The organism is Arthrobacter globiformis (genome assembly GCF_003261175.1).
Lineage (GTDB): Bacteria > Actinomycetota > Actinomycetes > Actinomycetales > Micrococcaceae > Arthrobacter > Arthrobacter globiformis_A.
In genome coordinates, this window is record NZ_QLNP01000105.1 from 291236 (window position 1) to 312608 (window position 21373).

The 21373-nt window shown below is 65.7% G+C and carries 19 protein-coding genes and 3 tRNA genes; 12 read left to right on the plus strand and 10 right to left on the minus strand.

The window, feature by feature from the left end; all coding sequences use genetic code 11:
* Positions 1-21: 21 nt before the first annotated feature.
* The 3 genes from DBZ45_RS22100 to bcp form a co-directional block, all read right to left on the minus strand.
* Positions 22-693 carry a fasciclin domain-containing protein gene (locus DBZ45_RS22100; protein ID WP_111905939.1) on the minus strand — a complete coding sequence of 224 codons (672 nt, stop codon included), beginning with the start codon at positions 691-693 and terminating at the stop codon, positions 22-24.
* A gap of 245 nt (positions 694-938) precedes the next feature.
* Positions 939-1020 (minus strand) — tRNA-Leu (locus tag DBZ45_RS22105).
* A gap of 160 nt (positions 1021-1180) precedes the next feature.
* On the minus strand, positions 1181-1660 hold the full coding sequence (bcp, locus tag DBZ45_RS22110) for a thioredoxin-dependent thiol peroxidase (RefSeq protein ID WP_111905940.1): 480 nt from the start codon (positions 1658-1660) through the stop codon (positions 1181-1183).
* A gap of 95 nt (positions 1661-1755) precedes the next feature.
* On the opposite strand from bcp, the gene DBZ45_RS22115 reads away from it, so the two are divergent.
* Complete coding sequence (locus DBZ45_RS22115; protein ID WP_111905941.1) at positions 1756-2232, plus strand: MarR family winged helix-turn-helix transcriptional regulator; 477 nt, start codon at positions 1756-1758, stop codon at positions 2230-2232.
* Between the two features lie 26 nt (positions 2233-2258).
* On the opposite strand, the gene DBZ45_RS22120 is transcribed toward DBZ45_RS22115, so the two are convergent.
* Positions 2259-3257: a LacI family DNA-binding transcriptional regulator gene (locus DBZ45_RS22120; RefSeq protein ID WP_111905942.1), complete on the minus strand. Its 999-nt coding sequence runs from the start codon at positions 3255-3257 to the stop codon at positions 2259-2261.
* Positions 3258-3367: 110 nt separating this feature from the next.
* Between DBZ45_RS22120 and DBZ45_RS22125 the strand changes: the two genes are divergently transcribed.
* The 7 genes from DBZ45_RS22125 to DBZ45_RS22155 all read left to right on the plus strand — a co-directional run bounded on the left by DBZ45_RS22125 (position 3368) and on the right by DBZ45_RS22155 (position 10219).
* Positions 3368-4531, plus strand: a complete 1164-nt coding sequence (locus DBZ45_RS22125; protein WP_223257216.1) for a Gfo/Idh/MocA family oxidoreductase — start codon at positions 3368-3370, stop codon at positions 4529-4531.
* Complete coding sequence (locus DBZ45_RS22130; RefSeq protein ID WP_111905943.1) at positions 4528-5322, plus strand: TIM barrel protein; 795 nt, start codon at positions 4528-4530, stop codon at positions 5320-5322. Before DBZ45_RS22125 ends, DBZ45_RS22130 begins: the two co-directional genes overlap by 4 nt.
* A gap of 140 nt (positions 5323-5462) precedes the next feature.
* Complete coding sequence (locus DBZ45_RS22135) at positions 5463-6458, plus strand: substrate-binding domain-containing protein (RefSeq protein ID WP_111905944.1); 996 nt, start codon at positions 5463-5465, stop codon at positions 6456-6458.
* Between the two features lie 56 nt (positions 6459-6514).
* Positions 6515-7570: an ABC transporter permease gene (locus DBZ45_RS22140; protein WP_111905945.1), complete on the plus strand. Its 1056-nt coding sequence runs from the start codon at positions 6515-6517 to the stop codon at positions 7568-7570.
* A 5-nt stretch (positions 7571-7575) separates the two neighbouring features.
* Positions 7576-8502 carry an ATP-binding cassette domain-containing protein gene (locus tag DBZ45_RS22145; RefSeq protein ID WP_111905946.1) on the plus strand — a complete coding sequence of 309 codons (927 nt, stop codon included), beginning with the start codon at positions 7576-7578 and terminating at the stop codon, positions 8500-8502.
* A gap of 22 nt (positions 8503-8524) precedes the next feature.
* A complete protein-coding gene (locus DBZ45_RS22150; protein ID WP_111906029.1) occupies positions 8525-9559 on the plus strand; it encodes a Gfo/Idh/MocA family oxidoreductase in 1035 nt (344 codons plus the stop codon).
* A 141-nt stretch (positions 9560-9700) separates the two neighbouring features.
* Complete coding sequence (locus DBZ45_RS22155) at positions 9701-10219, plus strand: DoxX family protein (RefSeq protein ID WP_111905947.1); 519 nt, start codon at positions 9701-9703, stop codon at positions 10217-10219.
* A gap of 61 nt (positions 10220-10280) precedes the next feature.
* Here DBZ45_RS22155 and DBZ45_RS22160 read toward each other — a convergent pair whose 3' ends face one another.
* Entirely contained in the window at positions 10281-11294 is a 1014-nt protein-coding gene (locus DBZ45_RS22160) for a Gfo/Idh/MocA family oxidoreductase (protein ID WP_111905948.1), read from the minus strand.
* Between the two features lie 2 nt (positions 11295-11296).
* Positions 11297-12481, minus strand: a complete 1185-nt coding sequence (locus DBZ45_RS22165) for a Gfo/Idh/MocA family protein (RefSeq protein WP_111905949.1) — start codon at positions 12479-12481, stop codon at positions 11297-11299.
* A gap of 131 nt (positions 12482-12612) precedes the next feature.
* On the opposite strand from DBZ45_RS22165, the gene DBZ45_RS22170 reads away from it, so the two are divergent.
* Positions 12613-13641 carry a LacI family DNA-binding transcriptional regulator gene (locus tag DBZ45_RS22170; protein WP_111905950.1) on the plus strand — a complete coding sequence of 343 codons (1029 nt, stop codon included), beginning with the start codon at positions 12613-12615 and terminating at the stop codon, positions 13639-13641.
* Between the two features lie 96 nt (positions 13642-13737).
* Here the strand turns inward: DBZ45_RS22170 and DBZ45_RS22175 are convergent.
* The 4 genes from DBZ45_RS22175 to DBZ45_RS22190 form a co-directional block, all read right to left on the minus strand.
* Positions 13738-13813: transfer RNA gene (locus DBZ45_RS22175), tRNA-Lys, on the minus strand.
* Positions 13814-13987: 174 nt separating this feature from the next.
* Positions 13988-14063 (minus strand) — tRNA-Lys (locus DBZ45_RS22180).
* A gap of 116 nt (positions 14064-14179) precedes the next feature.
* Positions 14180-15400, minus strand: a complete 1221-nt coding sequence (locus DBZ45_RS22185; RefSeq protein WP_223257217.1) for a PQQ-dependent sugar dehydrogenase — start codon at positions 15398-15400, stop codon at positions 14180-14182.
* Between the two features lie 93 nt (positions 15401-15493).
* Positions 15494-16522: a sunset domain-containing protein gene (locus tag DBZ45_RS22190; protein WP_111905952.1), complete on the minus strand. Its 1029-nt coding sequence runs from the start codon at positions 16520-16522 to the stop codon at positions 15494-15496.
* 225 nt (positions 16523-16747) lie between these two features.
* Between DBZ45_RS22190 and ilvD the strand changes: the two genes are divergently transcribed.
* The 3 genes from ilvD to ilvN all read left to right on the plus strand — a co-directional run bounded on the left by ilvD (position 16748) and on the right by ilvN (position 21282).
* Positions 16748-18469: a dihydroxy-acid dehydratase gene (gene ilvD / locus DBZ45_RS22195; protein WP_111905953.1), complete on the plus strand. Its 1722-nt coding sequence runs from the start codon at positions 16748-16750 to the stop codon at positions 18467-18469.
* 396 nt (positions 18470-18865) lie between these two features.
* Entirely contained in the window at positions 18866-20767 is a 1902-nt protein-coding gene (locus DBZ45_RS22200) for an acetolactate synthase large subunit (RefSeq protein WP_111905954.1), read from the plus strand.
* A 2-nt stretch (positions 20768-20769) separates the two neighbouring features.
* Positions 20770-21282, plus strand: coding sequence for an acetolactate synthase small subunit (gene ilvN / locus DBZ45_RS22205; protein WP_050054685.1), 513 nt, complete (start codon positions 20770-20772; stop codon positions 21280-21282).
* Positions 21283-21373 lie beyond the last annotated feature (91 nt).

Below are 21373 nucleotides of genomic sequence, written 5' to 3' on the forward strand. Positions count from 1 at the left end.
CCCCCGGATCAGGCCCAGCGCCTACTTGGGCATCAGCACCGAGTCCACGAGGTAAACGGTGGCGTTCGCCGTCTGGACGCCGCCGCAGATCACGTTGGCGCCGTCCACCTTGAGGGCATCCTTGGTCCCGGTCACAGTTACCGATCCGCCCTGAACGGTCTTGTGCGTGCCCACGATCTTGTCCGGGGTGACCTGGCCGGGGACCACGTGGTAGGTGAGGATCTTGCTCAGGAGGGCATCGTCCTTCTTGAGGGTCTCGATCGTTGCGGCATCCACTTTGGCGAAAGCATCGTCAACGGGCGCGAACACCGTGAACTCGCTGCCGTTCAGGGTGTCGACGAGGTTGACCTTGGGGTTCAGCTTGCCGGAGACAGCGGCTGTCAGGGTCTTCAGCAACGGGTTGTTCGAGGCTGCGACGGCCACGGGGTCCAGGGCCATGCCTGCCACGGAACCCTTGCCGCTGGGGACCTGCTTGGCGTAGTCGGCACAACCCGGTCCGGCGAGGTTGGCCGCCGGATCCATGGCCGCCGTCGAGGTCTCCGACGGCGACGGCGCCATGCTGGAGGCAGACGGCTCGGCGGCCGCCGACGAGCTGCTGGTCGTGCCGGCGGAGCCGCCGCATGCGGTGAGGCTGAGCAGAGCTGCCGCTGCAATGCCTGCGACGGTGAAGGTTGAGCGCTTGAAAGACTGCATTTCGATTCTCCTTAGTTGTGCCGACGAACGGGATCGGAGGGGCTGGGGCCCTCCGGTGATCCTTTTCCGACTGTGGGGCACCGGCCTGTAGTTCCAGGCTGTTGGGCGGTGTCTCACTGGGTATTCGCCGGGCTGGCAGCAGCGGATGGGTGAACCGCGAAAAATTTTCTGGCGGCCTCGCGGGTTGCCCGTTAAAACGAAGAAATCCCGGGCCGCAACCCGGGATTTCCTACTCTTAACTTTTGTGCGCAAGGGGGGACTTGAACCCCCACGCCCGAAGGCACAGGAACCTAAATCCTGCGTGTCTGCCAATTTCACCACTCGCGCCCGGCTCCGCCTGGTGCGTTCCGTGCCGGCATAAGCAGCAGGAAAACGACGACGGCGGATGCCAGCCTCAATTGTACCGTTACCTGTGCGGTCCTTGCGGCAGGCGCCGGTTTCGCTGGGCTGTGTTGTTAGGCGCAGGTCCGGGTTGTTAGGCGCTGGGCTAACCAACCTCTTCGAGCTTGAGGTCCTTGCGCAGCTTGGCGACGTGCCCGGTGGCCCGGACGTTGTACTGGGCCACGGCAACTTTGCCGTCCTCATCCACCACGACGGTGGAACGGATGAGGCCCTCGTAGGTCCGGCCGTAGTTCTTCTTCTCGCCCCACGCGGCGTATGCCTCGGCAACGGCGTGGTCTTCGTCCGACAGGAGGGGAAAGGTGAGGCCCTCTGCGTCGGCAAAACTGGCCAGCTTGCCCACCGGGTCCGGCGAGATCCCCAGCACTTCGTAGCCGGCAGCCTGAAGGGTTGCCAGGCTGTCCCGGAAGTCGCAGGCCTGCTTGGTGCATCCGGGCGTGGCGGCGGCCGGGTAGAAATAAACTATGGTGTTCCGGCCGCGGAAGTCGCTGAGGCTGACGTCTGCTCCCGTGGCATCCTTCAGTGTGAAGCCCGGGGCGGTGTCGCCCGGCGTAAGTTTTTCAGCCAACGTTCTCTCCTTGTTTTCGTGCAGGACATTCCAGCTTAGTGAGGCGTCGTGCCGGGTACTAATCAGGCTTAGTTATACTAGGTGGTATGCCTGATATGGATCGCTGGCCCACAGGGCGCCTCTTGTCCACGGCGGCCCGCCTCGTAGAGCACTCCTGGAACGAGAAGCTGGGTGCCATTGGCCTGACCCATGCCGGCGTCATCGCCATCGAGGTGCTCTACAACAGCGGTCCGATGACGCAGGCGCAGCTTGCCCAGCTTGTCCGGGTGCAGGCCCAGACCATGGGCAAGACGCTGAGCCGCCTCGAGTCGCACGGGCACATTGTGCGCCAGCGCAGCACGTCGGACCGGCGCAGCCACGTCGTTTCGCTCACGGAGCGCGGCACCGAAGCTGTGATGGCAGCAGCAGACATGGAGCGGTCGGTCCTGGCCGCGGCATCCATCGACCCGGACCGGCTCCGCCAGGAACTCCAGGCCGTGGTCCGGGAGTTGGCCAAGCGCTTCGCATCGCCGGAGACCAGCGCCATTGTGGCCGGAGCCGACGCCGGGCTGGCCGTCGAGGCAAATTCCTAGCCCGAGGCAAATTCCTTCACCGGCCGCTACCCGCCGGGGGCAGGAGCGGCCGTGGTCCTGCGCGCAACCAGGTGCGGGGTCCGGACAACGTGCCCAGGCGGCTGCGTTCCCTCAATCCGGGCCACAGCGCGGTCCACGGCTGCTGCTGCGAGAAGCGGAGCGTCCTGGCTGATCGAAGACAGCTGCACATAACTGAGCCGCGCGAACTGGCTGTCGTCGTAGCCCAGCACTGACACATCTGCCGGGACTCTCAGGCCCTGTGCCCGGAGACTCTCGATAAGTCCCAGGGCTGACCTGTCGTTGAAGGCAATGACGGCCGTCGGCATGTCCGGGCCGAGGGAATTGCCGGCAGTCATCCCGTCTTCCTCCATCGCGCCCCCGGCAATGATGGCCGGCTCCAGGCCGCGTTGTTCCATCTCCGCCCGGAAGGCAGACCGGCGCGGTTCGGCGGAAACCGCGGTGCCGCCGTCGACATGGATGATCCGCCGGTGCCCCAGGGACACGAGGTGTTCCACCGCCATCCGGATGCCCTCGTAATCGTCACTGCTCACGGAGTCGGTGAGTTCGCCGACGTCGTTGCGGAGCAGGCTCACCACCGGCACCTGGCCGGCGTACCGGGCCAGTTCGTCGCTGCTTAGCGTGGGTGAGATCAGGATCAGCGCCTCGGACCCGAAATCCAGCAGGGCCTCGATGGTCCGGGCCTCTGGCCTGCCGCTGGTGACGCCGCCCAGAGCGAGTTCATAACCCTTGGCACTGGCCTCGGCATACGCCGCGTCTACAATTTCGGCGTGGAACGCGTGGCCTGTGGAGAAGCTGAGACCCAGGAGTTTGGTCCGGGTGCTGCGCAGCAGCCGGGCACGGCTATCGGGCCGGTAGCCAAGTTCGCGTGCAGCGTCCAGCACTCTCTGCCGTGTGGCGACGGCTGCGCCGGGGGCGCCGCGCATCACGATGGAAACCAGGGCCCGCGATACGCCGGCCGCTTGGGCTACGTCCACGAGGGTCGGTCGCCGTTGCTGTTCAGACATGTGCCTCCTTGCTGACAGCAGTCTATAGAACGATCTAGACAGATAGCCAAAAGCTGTGCCACGATCATGTGACTAGAACGATCTAAATGCCCTGAGAAGAGGAGTGCAACATGACCTACGTCCAGCAAACGGCCGGCGACAACCGCCCCGTCCGCCTCGGCCTGATTGGAGCCGGCTGGATCGGCGCCTTCCACGCCGAGTCAGTGGCCCGCCGGATCCCCAATGCACGGCTGGATGCCATCGCCGACCCTGCTCTTCCCGCCGCCGAGGCACTGGCGGGCCAGCTCGGGGTAGCCAGAATCACCGCAGATCCGGCGGACGTGATCGGCGACCCGGACATTGACGCGGTCCTGGTGGCATCGCCGGCAAGGTTCCACTCAGGCCTCATCGCAGCTGCGGCCCGGGCCGGGAAAGACGTGTTCTGCGAAAAGCCGGGCGGCCGCACCGTCGAAGAACTGGATGAGGCGCTGGCCGCCGCGGACGCCGCCGGGGTCAACGTCCAGTTTGGCTTCAACCGGCGCTTCGCGGCGGACTTCGCCGCCGCCAGGAGACTCATCGACGACGGTGCCGTGGGCACCCCGCAGCTGCTGCGCTCCCTCACCCGGGACCCGGGCACCGCGGCCGGAATCTCGTCCCCGGAGCGGATCGCGCCCGGAACGATCTTCCTGGAGACGCTGATCCATGACTTCGACACCCTGAACTGGCTGAACCCGGGAGCGGTTCCGGTGAAGGTGCATGCAGTGGCTGACGCCCTGGTGGCGCCGGAAGCGAAAGCCGGGGGGCTGCTGGACACGGCGGTGGTCACGGTGACCTACAGTAACGGGGCCATCGCAGTGGCCGAAGCCAACTTCAACGCCCTCTATGGCTATGACGTGAGGGGTGAGGTGTTCGGATCCGCCGGCATGGTCGCCGTCGGCGGGCCGCAGGCATCCAGTGCCGTGAGCTACACCGCCGCAGGAATTGCCTCGGACACCGTGCGGCTGAACATCCACCTCTTCCACGACGCCTACACCGCTGAACTCGCCCGCTTCGTCGAGGGCGTTGCGGCCCGCCGGGCCGGACGCGCAGCGGGAGCGGCTGTTCCGGGCGGCGTCGATGCCCGCAATGCGCTCGCCGTGGCACTGGCGGCGATCCGGTCGCATGAGAGCGGCCTCCCGGTGGACGTTTCGGCTGTGGCGCACCTGCAGGCCGCCGAGCCCGAGCTGCAGCCCACCGAACTGCATCTCACAGGGCTGCACTCCGCAGGGCTGCACTCCACAGGACAAGGCGCATGAGCTTCCGGCTGGCAGCATGCGCCGAAATGATCTACGGCGAGTTGCCCCTCGTCGAGCGGGTGCAGCGAATTCATGGGCAGGGGTTCGAGGTGGAACTCTGGGACACGCGGAACCGGGACATTTCGGCGCTCGCCGCGACAGGTGCCCGTTTCTCCTCCATGAGCGGTTACTTCGGCGGCAGCCTCATTGACCCGGATAGCGCGGACCGGGTGGTTGAATCGGCCGAGAAACTCATTCCGACTGCATTGGAGCTGGGGGTCGAGCGCATGGTGGTGCATCCGGCGGAACTCGGCGACGGCGGGGTTGCCGTGCGGCCCCTTCACCGCTCCACCGGCCAGATGTGGCTGACCGGCCTCCGCACTTTGGAGCGGCTGGGCCGGCTCGGTGAGCGGCATGGTGTGGTCTTTGCGCTTGAGAACCTCAACACGGTCGTGGACCACCAGGGCATACCGCTGGCCCGGGCCAAGGACACCCTGGCGCTGGTGTCCGCAGCCGACCACCCGCACGTAAGGATGATGCTGGATCTCTACCATGCCCAGATCGGCGAGGGAAACCTGATTGAACTTGTTCGCGGGGCTCAGCCCTGGATCGGGGAAATTCAGGTGGCCGATGTCCCGGGCCGCTTCGAGCCCGGAACGGGGGAGGTCAACTACAGTGCCGTCGCCAAGGCGCTCGCCGGCGTCGGCTACTCGGGCGTCATTGGCCTTGAGGCCGCTGCGTCGGGCGGTTCAGGAGTCGCCGCAGGGGACAAGGCTCTGGCAGCCTTCCGTCACGCCTTCACGGTCGAGTAGGTCAGAGCTTTAGAACTAATATCGTCCTAATGTTAGGACAAACATTGACAACTGTGACCAGAGTCACGATGATCAGAGATATCAACCTTCCGACCGGTGCGGCGTGGCACGGCCGGATTCTGAATCAAAGGAGATTTTCGGTGAAGAAATTTTCATGGCGGAGGGCGGCGCTGGTAGCCGCCGTCGTGCCGATGATGGCCCTAAGTGCCTGTTCGTCCAGCGGTGGCAGGCCGGAGGAGAACGCAAACGCCGGAGGCGGCGGGCAGGCTGCGTCGACGCCGCGTATCAAGGTTGCCCTGATCACGCATGCCGCTCCCGGTGACACTTTCTGGGACATTGTCCGCAAGGGAGCTGAGGAAGCCGCCGCAAAGGACAATGTTGAGCTGCTCTACACCTCGGACCCCGAAGGCGGCCGTCAGGCCCAGCTGATCCAGCAGGCCGTGGACCAGAAAGTGGACGGCATCGCGGTGACCCTGGCGAAACCGGATGCGCTGAAAGACGCCCTGAAGAAGGCCACCGATGCCGGCATCCCCGTGGTTAGCCTCAACGCCGGTGAATCCGTTTTCGCCCAGCTCGGCGCGTTCACGCACTTCGGTTCGAACGAGAAGCTCGCCGGTGAAGCAGTGGGCGACAAGCTCAACTCCCTCGGGCTCAAGCACCCTGTCTGCGTCATCCAGGAGCAGGGGCACGTCGGCCTCGAAGCCCGCTGTGCGGGCGTGAAGTCGAAGGTCCCGGCCACCGAGATCCTGTACGTGCAGGGCACGGACATGACCCAGGTGTCCTCCACAGTGACCGCCAAACTGCAGGCCACCGCTGATGCCGACGTCATCATCGGGCTGGGTGCGCCTTACACGCTGACCATCCTCAAGGCGGTGACCACGGCCGGCAGCAAAGCCAAGGTGGCCTCCTTCGACATGAACGCCGAGCTCGCCCAGAAGATCGCTGATGGCGCTGTTGAATTCACCGTTGACCAGCAGCCGTGGCTGCAGGGCTACGGCTCGGTGGACGCGCTGTGGCAGGCCAAGCGCGGCGGCTTCAAGCTCGGCGGCGGCCAGCCCGTCCTGACCGGCCCCACCATCGTGGACAAGGCCGGAGCAGCCAACGCCCTCACCTTCGCCCAGCAGGGTATCCGCTAGCAGCCCGCCAGCCCGGTCCGGCGGAAACGCCGGACCGGGCAGCAAGGAGCATTCCAATGACCATGACCCAGACCATGTCCAAACCGGCGGTGACCGACGAACGTGTCGGCAGGCGCAATCCATTGCAGAAGCTGCTTGGCCGTCCCGAGGTGGGCGCCCTTGTGGGAGCCATCGTCCTTTTCATATTCTTTGCGGCGGTGTCCCAGACCTTTACCCAGCCGAACGCGTTCGCCACCGTGCTCTACGGGTCCTCGACCATCGGCATCATGGCGGTGGGGGTATCGCTGCTGATGATTGGCGGCGAGTTCGACCTGTCCACAGGCGTGGCAGTCATCAGCTCCGCACTCACGGCGTCGATGTTCAGCTGGTACTTCAGCATGAACGTCTGGATCGGCGTGCTCCTGGCGCTGGTGGTGTCGCTGAGCATCGGCTTCATCAACGGCTGGATCCTCATGAAGACCAAGCTCCCCAGCTTCATCGTCACGCTCGCCACGTTCCTGATGTTGACCGGCCTGAACCTCGGTCTGACACGAATGATCGGCGGCGGCGTCTCATCACCGTCCATCTCCAACATGGACGGCTACGAGTCCGCGCAGGCCATCTTCTCCTCGTCGGTGAACATCGGCGGCGTGGACGTAAAGAACACCGTGTTCATCTGGATCGCCCTGGTTGCCATCGCCTCCTGGGTGCTGCTTCGCACGAAGGTGGGCAACTGGATCTTCGCCGTCGGCGGCGACGCCAACGCCGCCCGTGCCGTGGGCGTTCCCGTCAAGGCGACCAAGATCGGCCTCTTCATGGCCGTGGGCTTCTGCGGCTGGATCCTGGGCATGCACAATCTGTTCGCATTCGACGCCGTGCAGTCGGGCGAGGGCGTGGGCAACGAATTCCTGTACATCATCGCCGCCGTGATCGGGGGGTGCCTGCTGACCGGAGGCTACGGATCCGCGGTGGGCGGCGCGATCGGCGCCTTCATCTTCGGCATGGCCAACAAGGGCATCGTGTACGCGCAGTGGAACCCGGACTGGTTCAAGTTCTTCCTGGGCCTGATGCTGCTCCTGGCTACCATCGTGAACCTGATCGTCAAGCGCCGCGCAGACTCAAGTAAGGGCTGAACACCATGGACGCCAAACAAATCGACCAGCGGGAACTCCTTAGGGACGAGAAGGACCCGCTGACCCACACCCCGGTGCACCTGCTCTCGTTGGAGAGCGTGGGCAAGCACTACGGCAACATCGTCGCCCTCACGGACGTCACGATGGCCGTGGATAATGGCCGGGTCACCTGTGTGCTCGGCGACAACGGCGCGGGCAAGTCCACGCTGATCAAGATCATCGCCGGCCTGCACCAGCACGACGAAGGTGTCCTCCACATCATGGGCGAGGAGCGGAAATTCGATTCGCCCCGTGACGCCCTGGATGCCGGCATCGCCACCGTCTACCAGGACCTCGCGGTCGTTCCCCTGATGCCCATCTGGCGCAACTTCTTCCTCGGCTCGGAGCTGACCACGGGCTTCGGTCCCTTCAAGCGCATGGACGTCCAAGCCATGAAGGACATCACCAAGAAGGAACTGGCGGACATGGGCATCGACCTGCGCGATGTCGAGCAGCCCATCGGCCAGCTCTCCGGCGGTGAACGCCAGTGTGTCGCGATCGCGCGCGCCGTGTACTTCGGTGCGAAGGTCCTGATCCTGGACGAGCCAACTGCAGCCCTGGGCGTGAAGCAGTCCGGCGTCGTGCTGCGCTACATCCTGCAGGCCCGCGACCGCGGACTGGGCGTCATCTTCATCACCCACAACCCCCACCATGCCTTCCCCGTCGGGGACCGGTTCCTGCTGCTCAAGCGCGGCAGGTCGATTGGCTACTACGACAAGAAGGACATCACCCTCGACGAACTCACCGCCCAGATGGCAGGCGGCGCCGAACTGGCCGAACTGGCCCACGAACTCGAACAGCTCGGCGGCCACGGGGACGTCGTCAAGCAGGTCCAGGCCGAGGTCGCCGGCGTGACTGACTCCACGGCCGACACCAGCCGGGCATCGGGGTAGGGGAGCCGTGACAAGAAGCAGCATTGAAGAAGTAACCCTTGGACTCGTGGGAGTCGGCCGGATTGGTGCGATGCACGCACGCAACATCACCGGCCTGAACGGGCTGATGAAGCCGCAGGGCACCACGGTGCACCTCAAGCTGACCGACGTTGCGGCAGATCACGCCCGCTCCCTGGCCGGCGGAATCGGCGCCGGGTTCCTTCCGTCCGTTGAAGCCTTGCTTGACTCGGGCGTCGACGGACTGGTCATCGCGACCGGAACGGCCACGCATCCGGACCTGATCAGGGCCGGAGTGGACGCGGGAATCCCGGTGTTCTGCGAAAAGCCCGTCGCCGTGAACGTCGAGGAATCACTGCCTGTGCTCGACCACATCCGGACCACGGGCGGCACTGTGCAGATCGGCCACCAGCGCCGGTTCGATCCGGGCTACCTGGCGGCCAAGCGCGCCTTCGACGCCGGGGAGCTGGGATGGCTCCACACGGTCAGGGCGGTCACCTGCGACATGACGCCGCCACCGGTGGAGTTCCTCGCGACGTCCGGCGGCCTCTTCCGCGATTGCTCCGTCCACGACTTCGACATCCTCCGATGGCTCACCGGCAAGGAAATCGTGGAGGTTTTCGCCAAGGGGTCCAACAACGGTGACCCGGCAATCGGTGCCGTGGGCGACGTCGATACCGCGCTGGCTGTGGTGACGTTCGACGACGGCAGCGTCGGAACGGTCTCGGCCACCCGCTACAACGGGGCGGGCCATGATGTCCGGCTGGAACTCCAGGGATCGGCAGGGTCCGTCATGGTGGGGATGGATGACCAGATGGCGATGGCTTCTGCCGAGCCCGGGATCGGTTTTCCGGCCGGGCCGCCGTACATGACGTTCGCGGAGCGGTTCCACACGGCATACCGTGCCGAGATGGCGGCCTTCGTGGAAGTAGTGCTGGGGCAGCGGCAGAACCCCTGCACACCGGAGGACGCCGTCGCAGCGTCCATGGTGGCCGACGCTGCCCAGGCATCGCTGCAGTCCGGGGAGCCGGTGCGGGTGGCGCTCCAGGCGGCGGGCTGACGGGGGAAGAGCCTGGCCCGGCACCTGCGGGGACCCGCCCCGGGCCTGGATGCCAAAGGAAAACATAGGGGCCCTCCCGTAGCCTCCCTGCATCGAACAAGCGGGGAGGCGGCTGCCCCAAGGTCAGGGAGGGGAACACAAATGAAAACATTGCTGCGCGGGGGCGGGCTTCTGGTGCGTCTGGGGGGTGCTGCCGATGCCCGCCTCGTCCACGTGCTGCGCCCGGCGGCGTTGCCTTCACTGCGTATCCTGCTTGGCGTCCTGTTCATATGGTTCGGTGCGCTGAAAGTGGCAGGAGTATCGCCGGTTGCGGCTATGGTCGCCGGAACTCTGCCTTGGGCAGATCCGCACCTCGTAGTGCCTGTTCTCGGTGGGGTTGAAGTGTTGCTCGGCGCGGCGCTCGTCACCGGGGTTGCCCTTCGCGTTGCCCTCCCGGTCCTGGCCGCGCACTTGTGCGGAACGTTCCTGACCTTCCTGATGCTGCCCGGGCTGATGTTTTCCGACGGCGACCCGCTGCTCCTTACAGGGGACGGTGAGTTTGTCATGAAGAATCTCGTCCTCATCGCCGCGACGCTGGCCTTGATTGCCCATGCTCCCGCCAGGACACGTAACCGGGACGGAGCGCGGCAGCTGAGGGCCCGGGCGGCCGCTCAGAATTAGGAGCGGCTGCCTCAACGGCCGGGCAGACCCCTGCGCCCCTCGGGGCGCAGGGGTCTGCCCGTCAGTAGTGGATCGTCTCCGTCCTGCCGGTGCGCAGGGACAGCGTTGCCGCTTCGGCGATGGCCTGGGCCTTCAAACCATCCTCGAGTGACGGCGTAACGGATGAACCGCCGTCGCCCGCTTTTCCGTTCTCCAACGCAGCCACAAAGTGGGCCAGGGCGGCGGCGTAGGTCGGCTGGACCCGTTCAAACCAGCCGGGGTGCATGCCGTCGTCCACCACCTTCCCTGAGTAGTAGCGGGACACAGCCCCGGCGCGGTGGCGGCCGGCCTCGGCCATGCCAGCGGAGCCCATGATTTCGATCCGTTCGTCATAGCCGTAACCCGTGCGGCGCGCGCAGTCGATCTGGACCAGGGCGCCGCCGGGAAGCCGGAGCGACACCACGGACGTATCCACATCGCCGTACTCGGCCAGCCGCGGTTCGGCCAGAGCGGACCCGGTGGCGAAGACCTCAACCGGGTCCGCTCCCGTCAGCCAGCGGACCAGGTCGAAGAAGTGAACGGTCTGGTCGCGCATCTGGCCGCCCGACGTGGCGATGTAGGAGAGCGGCGGCATGGCCGGGCCGCGGCTGGTGAGCTGGATAAGCTCTACATCTCCGATCTCCCCGGCGTCGACAATCCTTTTGAGCTCGGCGTAGTCACGGTCAAAGCGCCGGTTGAAGTCCACCATGACCGGCACCGCGTGCTTGGCTGCGAACGCCGCCGTCTCCCGAGCCTGCCCGAGGTCCAGGTCGATCGGCTTCTCGCACAGCACGGCCACGCCGGCCTCGGCGGCACGGCGGAGGTGGGCGGCATGGGTGTCGGTGGACGAGGCGATGAACACCGCGTCGATAGACGAGGAGTCGAAGACCTCCTCCAGGTTTGCGGCAGCACGTGTACCGTGCTTCACGGCCAGGGCCTTCGCGCGGTCCTGGTCGACATCGAAGACCAAACGGAAGTCAACGTCCGGGTGGGCTGCGAGGTTGGCGGCGTGAACGGAGCCAATGTAGCCCGCCCCGACGAGCGCGAAGCGCTGCATAGTCAGACCCCCACCTTCACCGCGGCACCTGCCGGGATAACCCAGGCGGCATCCTGGGCATTTGAAGCGGCGACCGCCTCGACGAACCTGACGCCAACAAGGCCGTCGTAACCCGTGGGGAAGGACAGTTCCCGGGTCTCCGGCAGGGTGCCGTCCCGGCGGGCGCGCAGTTCGGCGGCCAGGTCGCGGTAAAAGTTGGCAAAGGCTTCGAGGAAACCCTCAGGATGCCCCAGCCCCACCCTGGTGAGCCGGGAGGCGTCGTCTGACAGGGAACTGAGCCCTTCCGTCAGGACCGTCGTGGTCCCGTCGAGGTCCTGCACTGCCAGGTGATGCGGGTCCTCATGCTGCCACTCGAGGTTTCCCTTTGTGCCGAAAACCCGGATCCGCAGGCCATGGTTGTGGCCGGCGGCGGCCATGCTGGCCCACAGCCGGCCCGGAATCTCACCGGTGAGCTGCAGTTCGACGGTAGCGTGATCGAAGACCCGCCTGCCCGGAACCAGGGTCTTCAGCCGTCCGGAGACCCTCTCGGCCTCGAGCCCGGTGATGTAGCGAAGCAGGTGGAAACCGTGCGTGCCGAGGTCGCCGACGACGCTGGGGAAGCCGGCGATGTCCGGGTCCGTCCGCCACGTGGCCTGCTTGTGCCCGCCTTGTTCCAGGGGAGTGGCCGCCCAGCCCGAGGCGTGCTCCACGTCCGCGAACGTGACGGCCCCGAGCTGGCCGTCGCGCACCATCCGGGCCGCGTGGCGCACCATGGCGTAGGCCGAGTAGCAGTGCGGAACCGCCAGGACGGCGCCATTGTCAGCGGCGGACCGCACCAGTTCCCCGGCGGTCACTGAGTCCCGGGTAAGCGGCTTCTCGCACACCACCGAGATGCCGGCCTCGAGAAAAGTTCGGGCGATCTCGAAGTGGCTGTCGTTCGGCGTCGCAACAACCACCACATCGACGCCGTCCTTCCGGCCCGCTTCCTTTTCCGCCATCTCGCGGTATCCGGCGTAGTGCCGGTCTTCCGGGATGCCGAGTTGGGAGGCCACGGCAGCGGAGCGGGCGCGATCGCGGCCGAAGACGCCGGCCTGCAGGTCGTATTCGCCGTCCAGGCGCATCGCGCGGCGGTGCGTCTTGCCGATGTCTGCCCCTGCGCCGCCGCCAACCATTCCGGCCACAAGCTGCCGTGCGTGCGGTTCACTCATAAGGATCCTCTTTGACTCTTTGGAATTTTCTTGGACCGGTCCATAATCAACGGCATAGGGACGGTTCGTCAACCCCGTAGGCTGGTACCGGACTGGCGGCACCCGGCTGCCATGACCCGAAGAGGAGCACCGTGAGCCCATCGTTCCCCAGCAGCGGTCAGCCCGCGGCGAAGCCCACGATCCGTGACGTGGCAGACCGGGCCGGGGTGTCCAAGTCGCTCGTCTCGCTCGTTCTGCAGGGTTCCGGGAACGTCAGTGATTCCCGGCGTCGGGCGGTGCTTGAGGCGATGGACGAACTGGGTTACCGGCCCAACAAACTCGCCCGCGGGCTCTCGATGCCGCGCACCGGGACCGTTGGCGTTCTGCTCAACGATCTCCGGAACCCCTGGTTCATCGAGCTTCTGGAAGGTCTTTCCGCCTCCCTGCACGCCGCCGGCGTTTCCCCCGTCCTCGCCGATTCCTACACGGACCGCAGGATCGGCCGACCGTCCGTCGAGGCGTTGCTGGAGCAGCGGATTGACGGCCTGGTGGTGGTGGGAACCACAACGGAGTCCGCCGCCATCAGGGCCGCCTCCGCCGTGGTTCCCGTGGTGCTGGCGGGTACGCTTGATCCAGAGCTGCCGGGTGTGGATGTGGTGGTTAACGACGACGCCGCGGGCGCGCGGAAGGCCACCGAGCATCTTATTGCGCTTGGACACCAGCGCATCGCCCATCTCCAGGGCCCCGATGAGATTGGACGCTTGCGGCGGTCCGGTTACGAGCAGGCGATGCAGGCGGCCGGCCTGCAACCGCGAACGGTGGCGGGCGGCATGAGTGAGGAAAGCGGCTACGCTGCGGCCCGGACCCTGCTGGCAACCGGCACCCCGCCGACGGCGATTTTCGCTTTCAACGACATCGCCTGCATTGGCGTGCTGTCCGCCGCAGCAGACGCGGGTGTGACGGTGCCGGGGAACATTTCCCTGGTCGGCTACGACAACACGTATCTGGCGCGCATCCGCCACCTGTCCCTGACCTCGGTGGACAACGGCAATCTCGCGGTGGGGGTCCAGGCAGGCAAGTTCATTTTGGAGCGGCTGGGCACTCCGGATCTGCCGGGCCGGAGGCATCTGGTCAGCAGCGAGCTGCAGGTCAGGGGTTCCTCCGGCAGTGCGCCGGACTAGGGTTCCTCCACGGTCGCGCCGGGGGAGCCTGAGGCCAGGCCGAGGGAACGGGAAAGCCCCGCCTTCAGGCGTGTGGCCTTGAAGGCGGGGCTTCGGTGGTGCACCCCCCGGGACTTGAACCCGGAACCCATTGATTAAGAGTCAATTGCTCTGCCAATTGAGCTAGAGGTGCATCTGTTGTTTGTTCATCCGCGGGCTTTGGTTTCCCGCATTGACCTCCGCAACGACATGAAACTCTACACGATGTTTTGGCTACGGCGTGCATGGCGGGCAGCCGGAATCACGCACAGTCCGGGAACGGGAAAGCCCCGCCTTCAGGCTTGTGGCCTTGAAGGCGGGGCTTCGGTGGTGCACCCCCCGGGACTTGAACCCGGAACCCATTGATTAAGAGTCAATTGCTCTGCCAATTGAGCTAGAGGTGCATCTGCTGTTTCGTTCGTCCGGGGGCTTTTTATTTCCCCCGTTGACCTCCGCAACGACATGAAACTCTACACGAAGTTTCGGCCGGTGTGAAATCGGGGTGGACGTGAGGTGCCGCTTAGCGTGGAATCCGCAAAATCAATGCGAAATCAGGGCTTTGGTTGTTGCTGAGAACCCATAAATCCCCGTTTGGGGCCACCGAAACGTTCCTGATCCGCCCGAACTGCCGCGTGAAATAGCCCACAGGATTGGCGGCGTTTTCGCCGTCGAGCGGGATAGCCCAGAGGCGCTGGCCCCTCAGCGCGCCAAGGTACGCCGTGCTGCCAACGATCTCGAGTCCGCTGGGCGAGGAATCTGCGGTGGACGGCCAGACGACCTTGGCGTCGATGAATCCGTCGCGGTGGGGTGCTCCCGTGACTTCCGGCCAGCCATAGTTTCCGCCGGGCTGGATCAGGTTGAGTTCGTCATTGACGTCGGGGCCGAACTCGCTGGCCCAGAGCCGGCCCTGGCCGTCCCATGCCAGGCCCTGCACGTTCCGGTGGCCAAAGCTGTAGACGGGATTGTTCGGGAAGGGATTGCCGGGCGCGGGGGCGCCATCCTTGGTGAGCCGCAGGATCTTGCCGCCCAAAGCGTTCCGGTCCTGCGGCTGCTCCCGGCGCTGCGAATCTCCCGTGCCGACGTAGAGGAACCCATCCGGGCCGAAGCGGATCCTGCCGCCGTTGTGGGTGGAGGCCTTGGATATGCCGGAGAAGATCACCTCCGGCTCACCCAGCCGGAAGCCCGCACCGCCGGCTGCCCCGCTGCCTTCCAGGCGCATGCGGGCAATCCGGTTGTCATCGGCTGCGGTGAAGTAGGCATAGAGATAGCGGTCCGAGGCGAAGCCGGGCGACAGTGCCAGGCCCAGCAATCCGCCCTCACCGCCGGGAACAACGCCGGGGACGGCCCCGATGGTACTGACCTTGCCGTCCCGGACCGACCTGAGCAGGGCGGAATCCCGTTCGGAGATGACGGCCGTGCCGTCCGGCAGGAACACCGTCGACCAGGGAATCTGCAGTCCCTCGATCCTGCTCCGCACTTCCGGCGCCCGCGGCGGTGCCGGAGCGGCGCTGGAAGCAGCCGGTGCACTCGTACCCGAGCTACCCGTTGCCCCCGAGCTCCCCGTTTCCGGCCTGCCGGGGCCGGGGGCGGATGTCCCGGGAACCCCGTTGGCAGGGGAGCCGGTGCTGCCCGGGGCAGGCTGACCGCCGTCGCCGGTGCAGCCGGACAGGGACAACGCGAGGGAGAGAGACAGCGCCAGGGACAGCGGCAATACGAAGCCGGAATACGCCCGTGCGGTCACGGCCGGGGGAGTGGCGGTGGCAGCCGTTGCAAATTTCCGGTGTTTGCGCCTCAACCGCCTGCTCCGTCCGCAATCTGCCGCCACCGCGTGGCGTTAGCGCCGGGACCGCCGAGGCGCCCGGAACCCGGCGGCCTCGGCGTGTGCCGGTGACTCGAACCAGACTTCCGCCCGGGCGTCGTCGTAGCCGGCACTGTCTTCGTCGTAATAGGTCATGGCGCTGACGTCGCCCTTGACGACGTATCCGTCCGGGGCGCTGCCGTCTGCCGCGGGCGCGGCGGATCCCTCGCCGTACGGCTGATCCCCTGCGGCTGCTTCACTCACATCGGCGACCCGTTCACGATGGATGGGCTGCTCGCCGAAACCACGTTCGGCGCCGAAGCCCTGTTCCAGATGATGCGGCTGGGGTTCGCGGTGATGGGGCTGGGCCTCGTGGCTGGCCCCGGCTTCCGTGGCGGCCGAGGACTGGATCCGCTGCCGGGTTTCGGCCTCGGCGTCCATCGATTCGGCCGCCGCGGATTCCGCGCCCGGCAGGGTGGGAGCATGTGGCTCCGTGTACTCCGCGTGATGCGTAGGGGCGGCAGGCTCTTGCACTGCGGGCTGGGTGGAACTGGCTGCTGCGGCACTGCCTGTTTCTGCACTGCCGGCATCCGACCACTCGGCATCCCATTCGGCCTTATCTTGGTCGTCGTCCCAGTCGTCAACATCTCCTCCGGCGGGCCGTGCCGAGGAGGGGCGGGCGGTGGCGGCTTCCCAGGATTCGATGTCCGGTTCCACGTCCTCGGGGTCCGGGCGCGTCGATGCCGGGGCTGGCTGGCCTGCCAGCGGCGCGGCTTCCGCGGCCGCCGGCCCTGCGTCCGGCCCTGCGTCCGGCTCCGCCAGGCGGCCTGTTTCCGGTACGGTCCGTGTGGTGGCCGACGGCGGTTCTGCCGCCGCTGCTGCGGCGGAAACGGCCGACGGCGTCTCTTGCGTTCCGGTTGACGCTGCGGGAGAGGCTCCGGCACGGGGCGCCGCCTGTTCGGTCCGTGCCGCGTCGGCTGCCGTTGCCCGCGAGTTCCGGTTCAGCAGCCACCAGACAATGGCAATGATCAAAACAATGACAATGACCCAGATAATCCACTCCATAGCAAAACCTTTCATCCGTCACACGAGGTTGCCGTTGCTTGACGGTACGTCGGTGTCAATAGGGCTGTCTAGGCTTGTCAACGCCGATGGGGGAGGGGGCATGCAGCCCCTTCGTCTCAAAATGTGAGACCTGAGTCCACTATTTGATCGAATTTTTCTGAAAATTGGGCCAAACCGGCCGCTTCCGGTCGTTGGCGGCCGTTCAGGAGTCATAGACTTTGACCCATGAGTGAGGACACCCAGATCGCAACCGATAACAAGCCTGACATCAAGCCCCGGAGCCGGATTGTCACGGACGGCATTCACGCAGCTCCGGCCCGTGGAATGTTCCGGGCCGTAGGCATGGGCGACGACGACTTCGCCAAGCCCCAGATCGGCGTCGCGAGCTCCTGGAATGAAATCACTCCCTGCAACCTGTCCCTGAACCGGCTGGCCCAGGGCGCCAAGGAAGGCGTCCACGCCGGCGGCGGCTTCCCGATGCAGTTCGGCACCATCTCCGTGTCCGACGGCATCTCCATGGGCCACGAGGGCATGCACTTCTCCCTGGTTTCCCGTGAAGTCATCGCCGACTCGGTGGAGACCGTCATGCAGGCAGAGCGCATCGACGGCTCCGTGCTGCTGGCCGGCTGCGACAAGTCGCTCCCGGGCATGCTTATGGCCGCTGCGCGCCTGGATCTCGCCAGCGTATTCCTCTACGCCGGCTCCATCATGCCGGGCTGGGTCAAGCTGGAGGACGGCTCCGAAAAGGAAGTCACCCTGATCGACGCCTTCGAAGCCGTCGGTGCGTGCGCCGCGGGCAAGATGAGCATGGAAGACCTCACCCGCATCGAGAAGGCCATCTGCCCCGGCGAAGGCGCCTGTGGCGGCATGTACACCGCGAACACCATGGCCTGCATCGGTGAGGCCCTGGGCATGTCCCTGCCCGGCTCGGCAGCCCCGCCCTCGGCAGACCGCCGTCGTGACGAATTCGCCCGCAAGTCCGGCGAAGCCGTGGTCAACCTGCTCCGCCACGGCATCACGGCCCGCGACATCATGACCAAGAAGGCCTTCGAAAACGCCATCGCCGTCACCATGGCCTTCGGCGGATCCACCAACGCCGTCCTGCACCTGCTGGCGATCGCCCGCGAGGCAGAGGTCGAACTGACCCTGGACGACTTCAACCGCATCGGCGACAAGATCCCGCACCTGGGTGACCTGAAGCCCTTCGGCCGCTACGTCATGACCGACGTCGACAAGATCGGCGGCGTGCCGGTGATCATGAAGGCGCTGCTCGACGCCGGCCTGCTGCACGGTGACTGCCTCACCGTTACGGGCAAGACGGTTGCGGAAAACCTTGAGGCCATCAACCCGCCGGACGTGGACGGCAAGATCCTCCGCGCACTGGACAACCCGATCCACAAGACCGGCGGCATCACGATCCTGCACGGTTCCATGGCTCCGGAAGGCGCCGTCGTGAAGAGCGCCGGCTTCGACGCCGACGTCTTCGAGGGCACTGCACGCGTGTTCGAGCGCGAGCAGGGTGCCCTGGACGCGCTGGACAAGGGCGAGATCCAGAAGGGCGACGTCGTCGTGATCCGCTACGAAGGCCCCAAGGGCGGTCCGGGCATGCGCGAGATGCTCGCCATTACCGGCGCCATCAAGGGTGCAGGCCTGGGCAAGGACGTCCTGCTGCTCACCGACGGCCGCTTCTCCGGGGGCACCACGGGCCTGTGCATCGGCCACGTCGCCCCCGAAGCGGTCGACGGCGGCCCCATCGCCTTCGTCAAGGATGGCGACCGGATCCGCGTGGACATCGCCGCCCGCAGCTTCGACCTGCTCGTAGACGGCGCAGAACTCGAATCCCGCAAGGAAGGCTGGGCACCGCTGCCGGCCAAGTTCACCAAGGGTGTCCTGGCCAAGTACGCCAAGCTGGTGCACAGCGCCAGCACAGGGGCGTACTGCGGGTGATGCCTTCCCCTTGCGGGAGGCGCTGAGCGCTTCCCGCAAGGGGACCCTAGGCACCACCCTTATTAAGCCCTGCCGCCCCCAGTGGGCGGGTGCAGTTCGATCCCTTAGGGAAGGATCATCTCGTGGACACCGACGTCCACATGGTGAGATGGCGTGCCGCTTCGTTGACACGCTATCCACCAGAGGGAAAACTGAACGCATGATCTTCGTTACCGTCGGCACCGTCGTCGTACTTACCAAGCGCGTGGCTCCATAGCCCGACTGGTAACGAACTGTCACGCGCAACCCCTCGAAAAGCCACCAGGCGGCTGAGGGGTTTTTTTATTTTCCGGGCGGGACGGAACGTTCAGTTTTCCTAGCACCACACCAATTCAAGATCCACTAAGGAAGAGTTCGATGAGCAAAGGATCGCCCATCAGCCCCTCGCTGATGGCTTCAAAGTCCGCTGGAGCCGCCAAGGCTCCGGAACGCGTCGACAAGCCGGCTGAGGCCGGGGTCGACATTGCTGCAGCCGCCTCTCCTGTCCTTGGGCCGAACAACGTCGTACCCCCGACGGTGATGACCGGCTCAGAAGCAATTGTCCGTTCGCTCGAAGAACTCGGCGTCGACGACATTTTCGGTTTGCCCGGTGGCGCGATCCTGCCCACCTACGACCCCTTGATGGCCTCCAAAATGAACCACGTTCTGGTCCGTCACGAACAGGGAGCCGGCCACGCCGCGCAAGGCTACGCCATGGTCACCGGGCGGGTGGGCGTCTGCATCGCCACCTCGGGCCCGGGTGCCACCAATCTCGTTACTGCCATCATGGATGCCCACATGGACTCCGTTCCGCTCGTGGCCATCACCGGCCAGGTCTCCAGCGGAGTGATCGGCACCGATGCCTTCCAGGAAGCCGACATCGTGGGCATCACTATGCCCATCACCAAGCACTCGTTCCTGGTGACCGACCCCAACGACATTCCCCACGTCATGGCCGAGGCCTTCCACCTCGCCTCGACGGGACGTCCGGGCCCGGTCCTGGTCGACATCGCCAAAGACGCCCAGCAGGGACAGATGACGTTCTCCTGGCCGCCGAAGATCGACCTGCCGGGCTACCGCCCCGTGGTCCGCGGCCACAACAAGCAGGTCCGTGAGGCCGCCAAGCTGATCTCCGCCGCCAGCAAGCCCGTGCTCTACGTGGGCGGCGGTGTGGTCAAGGCCCACGCCTCGGCTGAACTGCGCGAGCTGGCTGAACTGACCGGTGCACCCGTGGTCACGACGCTCATGGCCCGCGGTGTCTTCCCGGACTCGCACCCGCAGCACGTGGGCATGCCCGGCATGCACGGCACGGTTTCGGCTGTTACCGCGCTGCAGCAGGCGGACCTGCTGGTGACCTTGGGCGCGCGCTTTGACGACCGCGTCACCGGTGTCCTGAAGACCTTCGCGCCCAACGCCAAGGTCATCCACGCCGACATCGACCCCGCGGAAATCTCCAAGAACCGCACGGCCGACGTTCCCATCGTGGGCTCCGTGAAGGAGATCATTCCGGAACTGACGGAAGCTGTCCGGACCCAGTTCGGCACCTCCGGGACCCCGGACCTGGCGAACTGGTGGGCGTTCCTGAACAACCTGAAGGACACCTACCCGCTGGGCTGGACCGAACCCGAGGACGGCCTGACTGCACCGCAGCGGGTCATCGAGCGCATCGGCGCCCTGACCGGCCCCGAAGGCATCTACGTTGCCGGCGTGGGACAGCACCAGATGTGGGCTGCGCAGTTCATCAAGTACGAGCGCCCGCACGCCTGGCTGAACTCCGGCGGCGCCGGCACTATGGGCTACGCCGTTCCGGCCGCCATGGGCGCCAAGGTGGGAGAGCCGGAGCGTGTGGTCTGGGCCATCGACGGCGACGGCTGCTTCCAGATGACCAACCAGGAACTGGCCACCTGCGCCATCAACAACATCCCCATCAAGGTTGCCGTCATCAACAACTCCTCGCTGGGCATGGTGCGCCAGTGGCAGACCCTTTTCTACGAGGGCCGCTACTCCAACACGGATCTGAACACGGGCCACGAGACCATCCGCATCCCGGACTTCGTCAAACTCGGCGAGGCCTACGGCTGCGCGTCCTTCCGGTGCGAGCGGGCCGAGGACATCGACGCAACAATCCAAAAGGCGCTGGAAATCAATGACCGCCCCGTGGTCATCGACTTCGTGGTCAGCCCCGACTCCATGGTGTGGCCGATGGTGCCCGCCGGAGTCAGCAACGACCAGATCCAGGTTGCCCGCAACATGACCCCGGAATGGGAAGAGGAGGACTGATCATGAGCCGCCACACACTGTCCGTTCTGGTCGAAGACAAGCCCGGTGTGCTGACCCGCGTGGCCAGCCTTTTCGCCCGCCGGGCCTTCAACATCAATTCCCTGGCTGTAGGCCCGACGGAAGTTCCGGGCATCTCCCGGATGACCGTCGTCGTCGACGCCGACGGTGACCTGATCGAACAGGTCACCAAGCAGTTGAACAAGCTGATCAACGTGATCAAGATTGTTGAACTGACTTCCGAATCTTCCGTACAGCGCGACCACATCCTGGTCAAGGTACGTGCGGATGCCGCAACTCGTCTGCAGGTGACCCAGGCTGCAGACCTGTTCCGTGCTTCAGTGGTCGACGTCTCCACAGACTCGGTGGTCATTGAAGCAACTGGCCATCCCGAAAAGCTCACGGCACTGCTCTCAGTGCTGGAGCCCTTCGGTATCCGCGAAATTGTGCAGTCCGGCACCTTGGCCGTTGGACGGGGATCCCGCTCCATGAGTGATCGGGCCTTGCGCAGCGCCTAAGGCACAGCCCAGAGCTCAGCCCAGGCGGCGCGATTTGCCCGCAAACGCAGCACCGAAGCTATACATCTACAAAAAATCCACTCAAGAGGAG

Excerpts from the sequence above, each read along its gene's own strand:
- DBZ45_RS22100 (WP_111905939.1), bottom strand. The coding sequence starts at position 693 with ATGCAGTCTTTCAAGCGCTCAACCTTCACCGTCGCAGGCATTGCAGCG.
- DBZ45_RS22115 (WP_111905941.1), top strand. The coding sequence starts at position 1,756 with ATGGATCGCTGGCCCACAGGGCGCCTCTTGTCCACGGCGGCCCGCCTC.
- DBZ45_RS22120 (WP_111905942.1), bottom strand. The coding sequence starts at position 3,257 with ATGTCTGAACAGCAACGGCGACCGACCCTCGTGGACGTAGCCCAAGCG.
- DBZ45_RS22125 (WP_223257216.1), top strand. The coding sequence starts at position 3,368 with ATGACCTACGTCCAGCAAACGGCCGGCGACAACCGCCCCGTCCGCCTC.
- DBZ45_RS22130 (WP_111905943.1), top strand. The coding sequence starts at position 4,528 with ATGAGCTTCCGGCTGGCAGCATGCGCCGAAATGATCTACGGCGAGTTG.
- DBZ45_RS22140 (WP_111905945.1), top strand. The coding sequence starts at position 6,515 with ATGACCATGACCCAGACCATGTCCAAACCGGCGGTGACCGACGAACGT.
- DBZ45_RS22145 (WP_111905946.1), top strand. The coding sequence starts at position 7,576 with ATGGACGCCAAACAAATCGACCAGCGGGAACTCCTTAGGGACGAGAAG.
- DBZ45_RS22155 (WP_111905947.1), top strand. The coding sequence starts at position 9,701 with ATGAAAACATTGCTGCGCGGGGGCGGGCTTCTGGTGCGTCTGGGGGGT.
- DBZ45_RS22160 (WP_111905948.1), bottom strand. The coding sequence starts at position 11,294 with ATGCAGCGCTTCGCGCTCGTCGGGGCGGGCTACATTGGCTCCGTTCAC.
- DBZ45_RS22165 (WP_111905949.1), bottom strand. The coding sequence starts at position 12,481 with ATGAGTGAACCGCACGCACGGCAGCTTGTGGCCGGAATGGTTGGCGGC.
- DBZ45_RS22190 (WP_111905952.1), bottom strand. The coding sequence starts at position 16,522 with ATGGAGTGGATTATCTGGGTCATTGTCATTGTTTTGATCATTGCCATT.
- ilvD (WP_111905953.1), top strand. The coding sequence starts at position 16,748 with ATGAGTGAGGACACCCAGATCGCAACCGATAACAAGCCTGACATCAAG.
- DBZ45_RS22200 (WP_111905954.1), top strand. The coding sequence starts at position 18,866 with ATGAGCAAAGGATCGCCCATCAGCCCCTCGCTGATGGCTTCAAAGTCC.
- ilvN (WP_050054685.1), top strand. The coding sequence starts at position 20,770 with ATGAGCCGCCACACACTGTCCGTTCTGGTCGAAGACAAGCCCGGTGTG.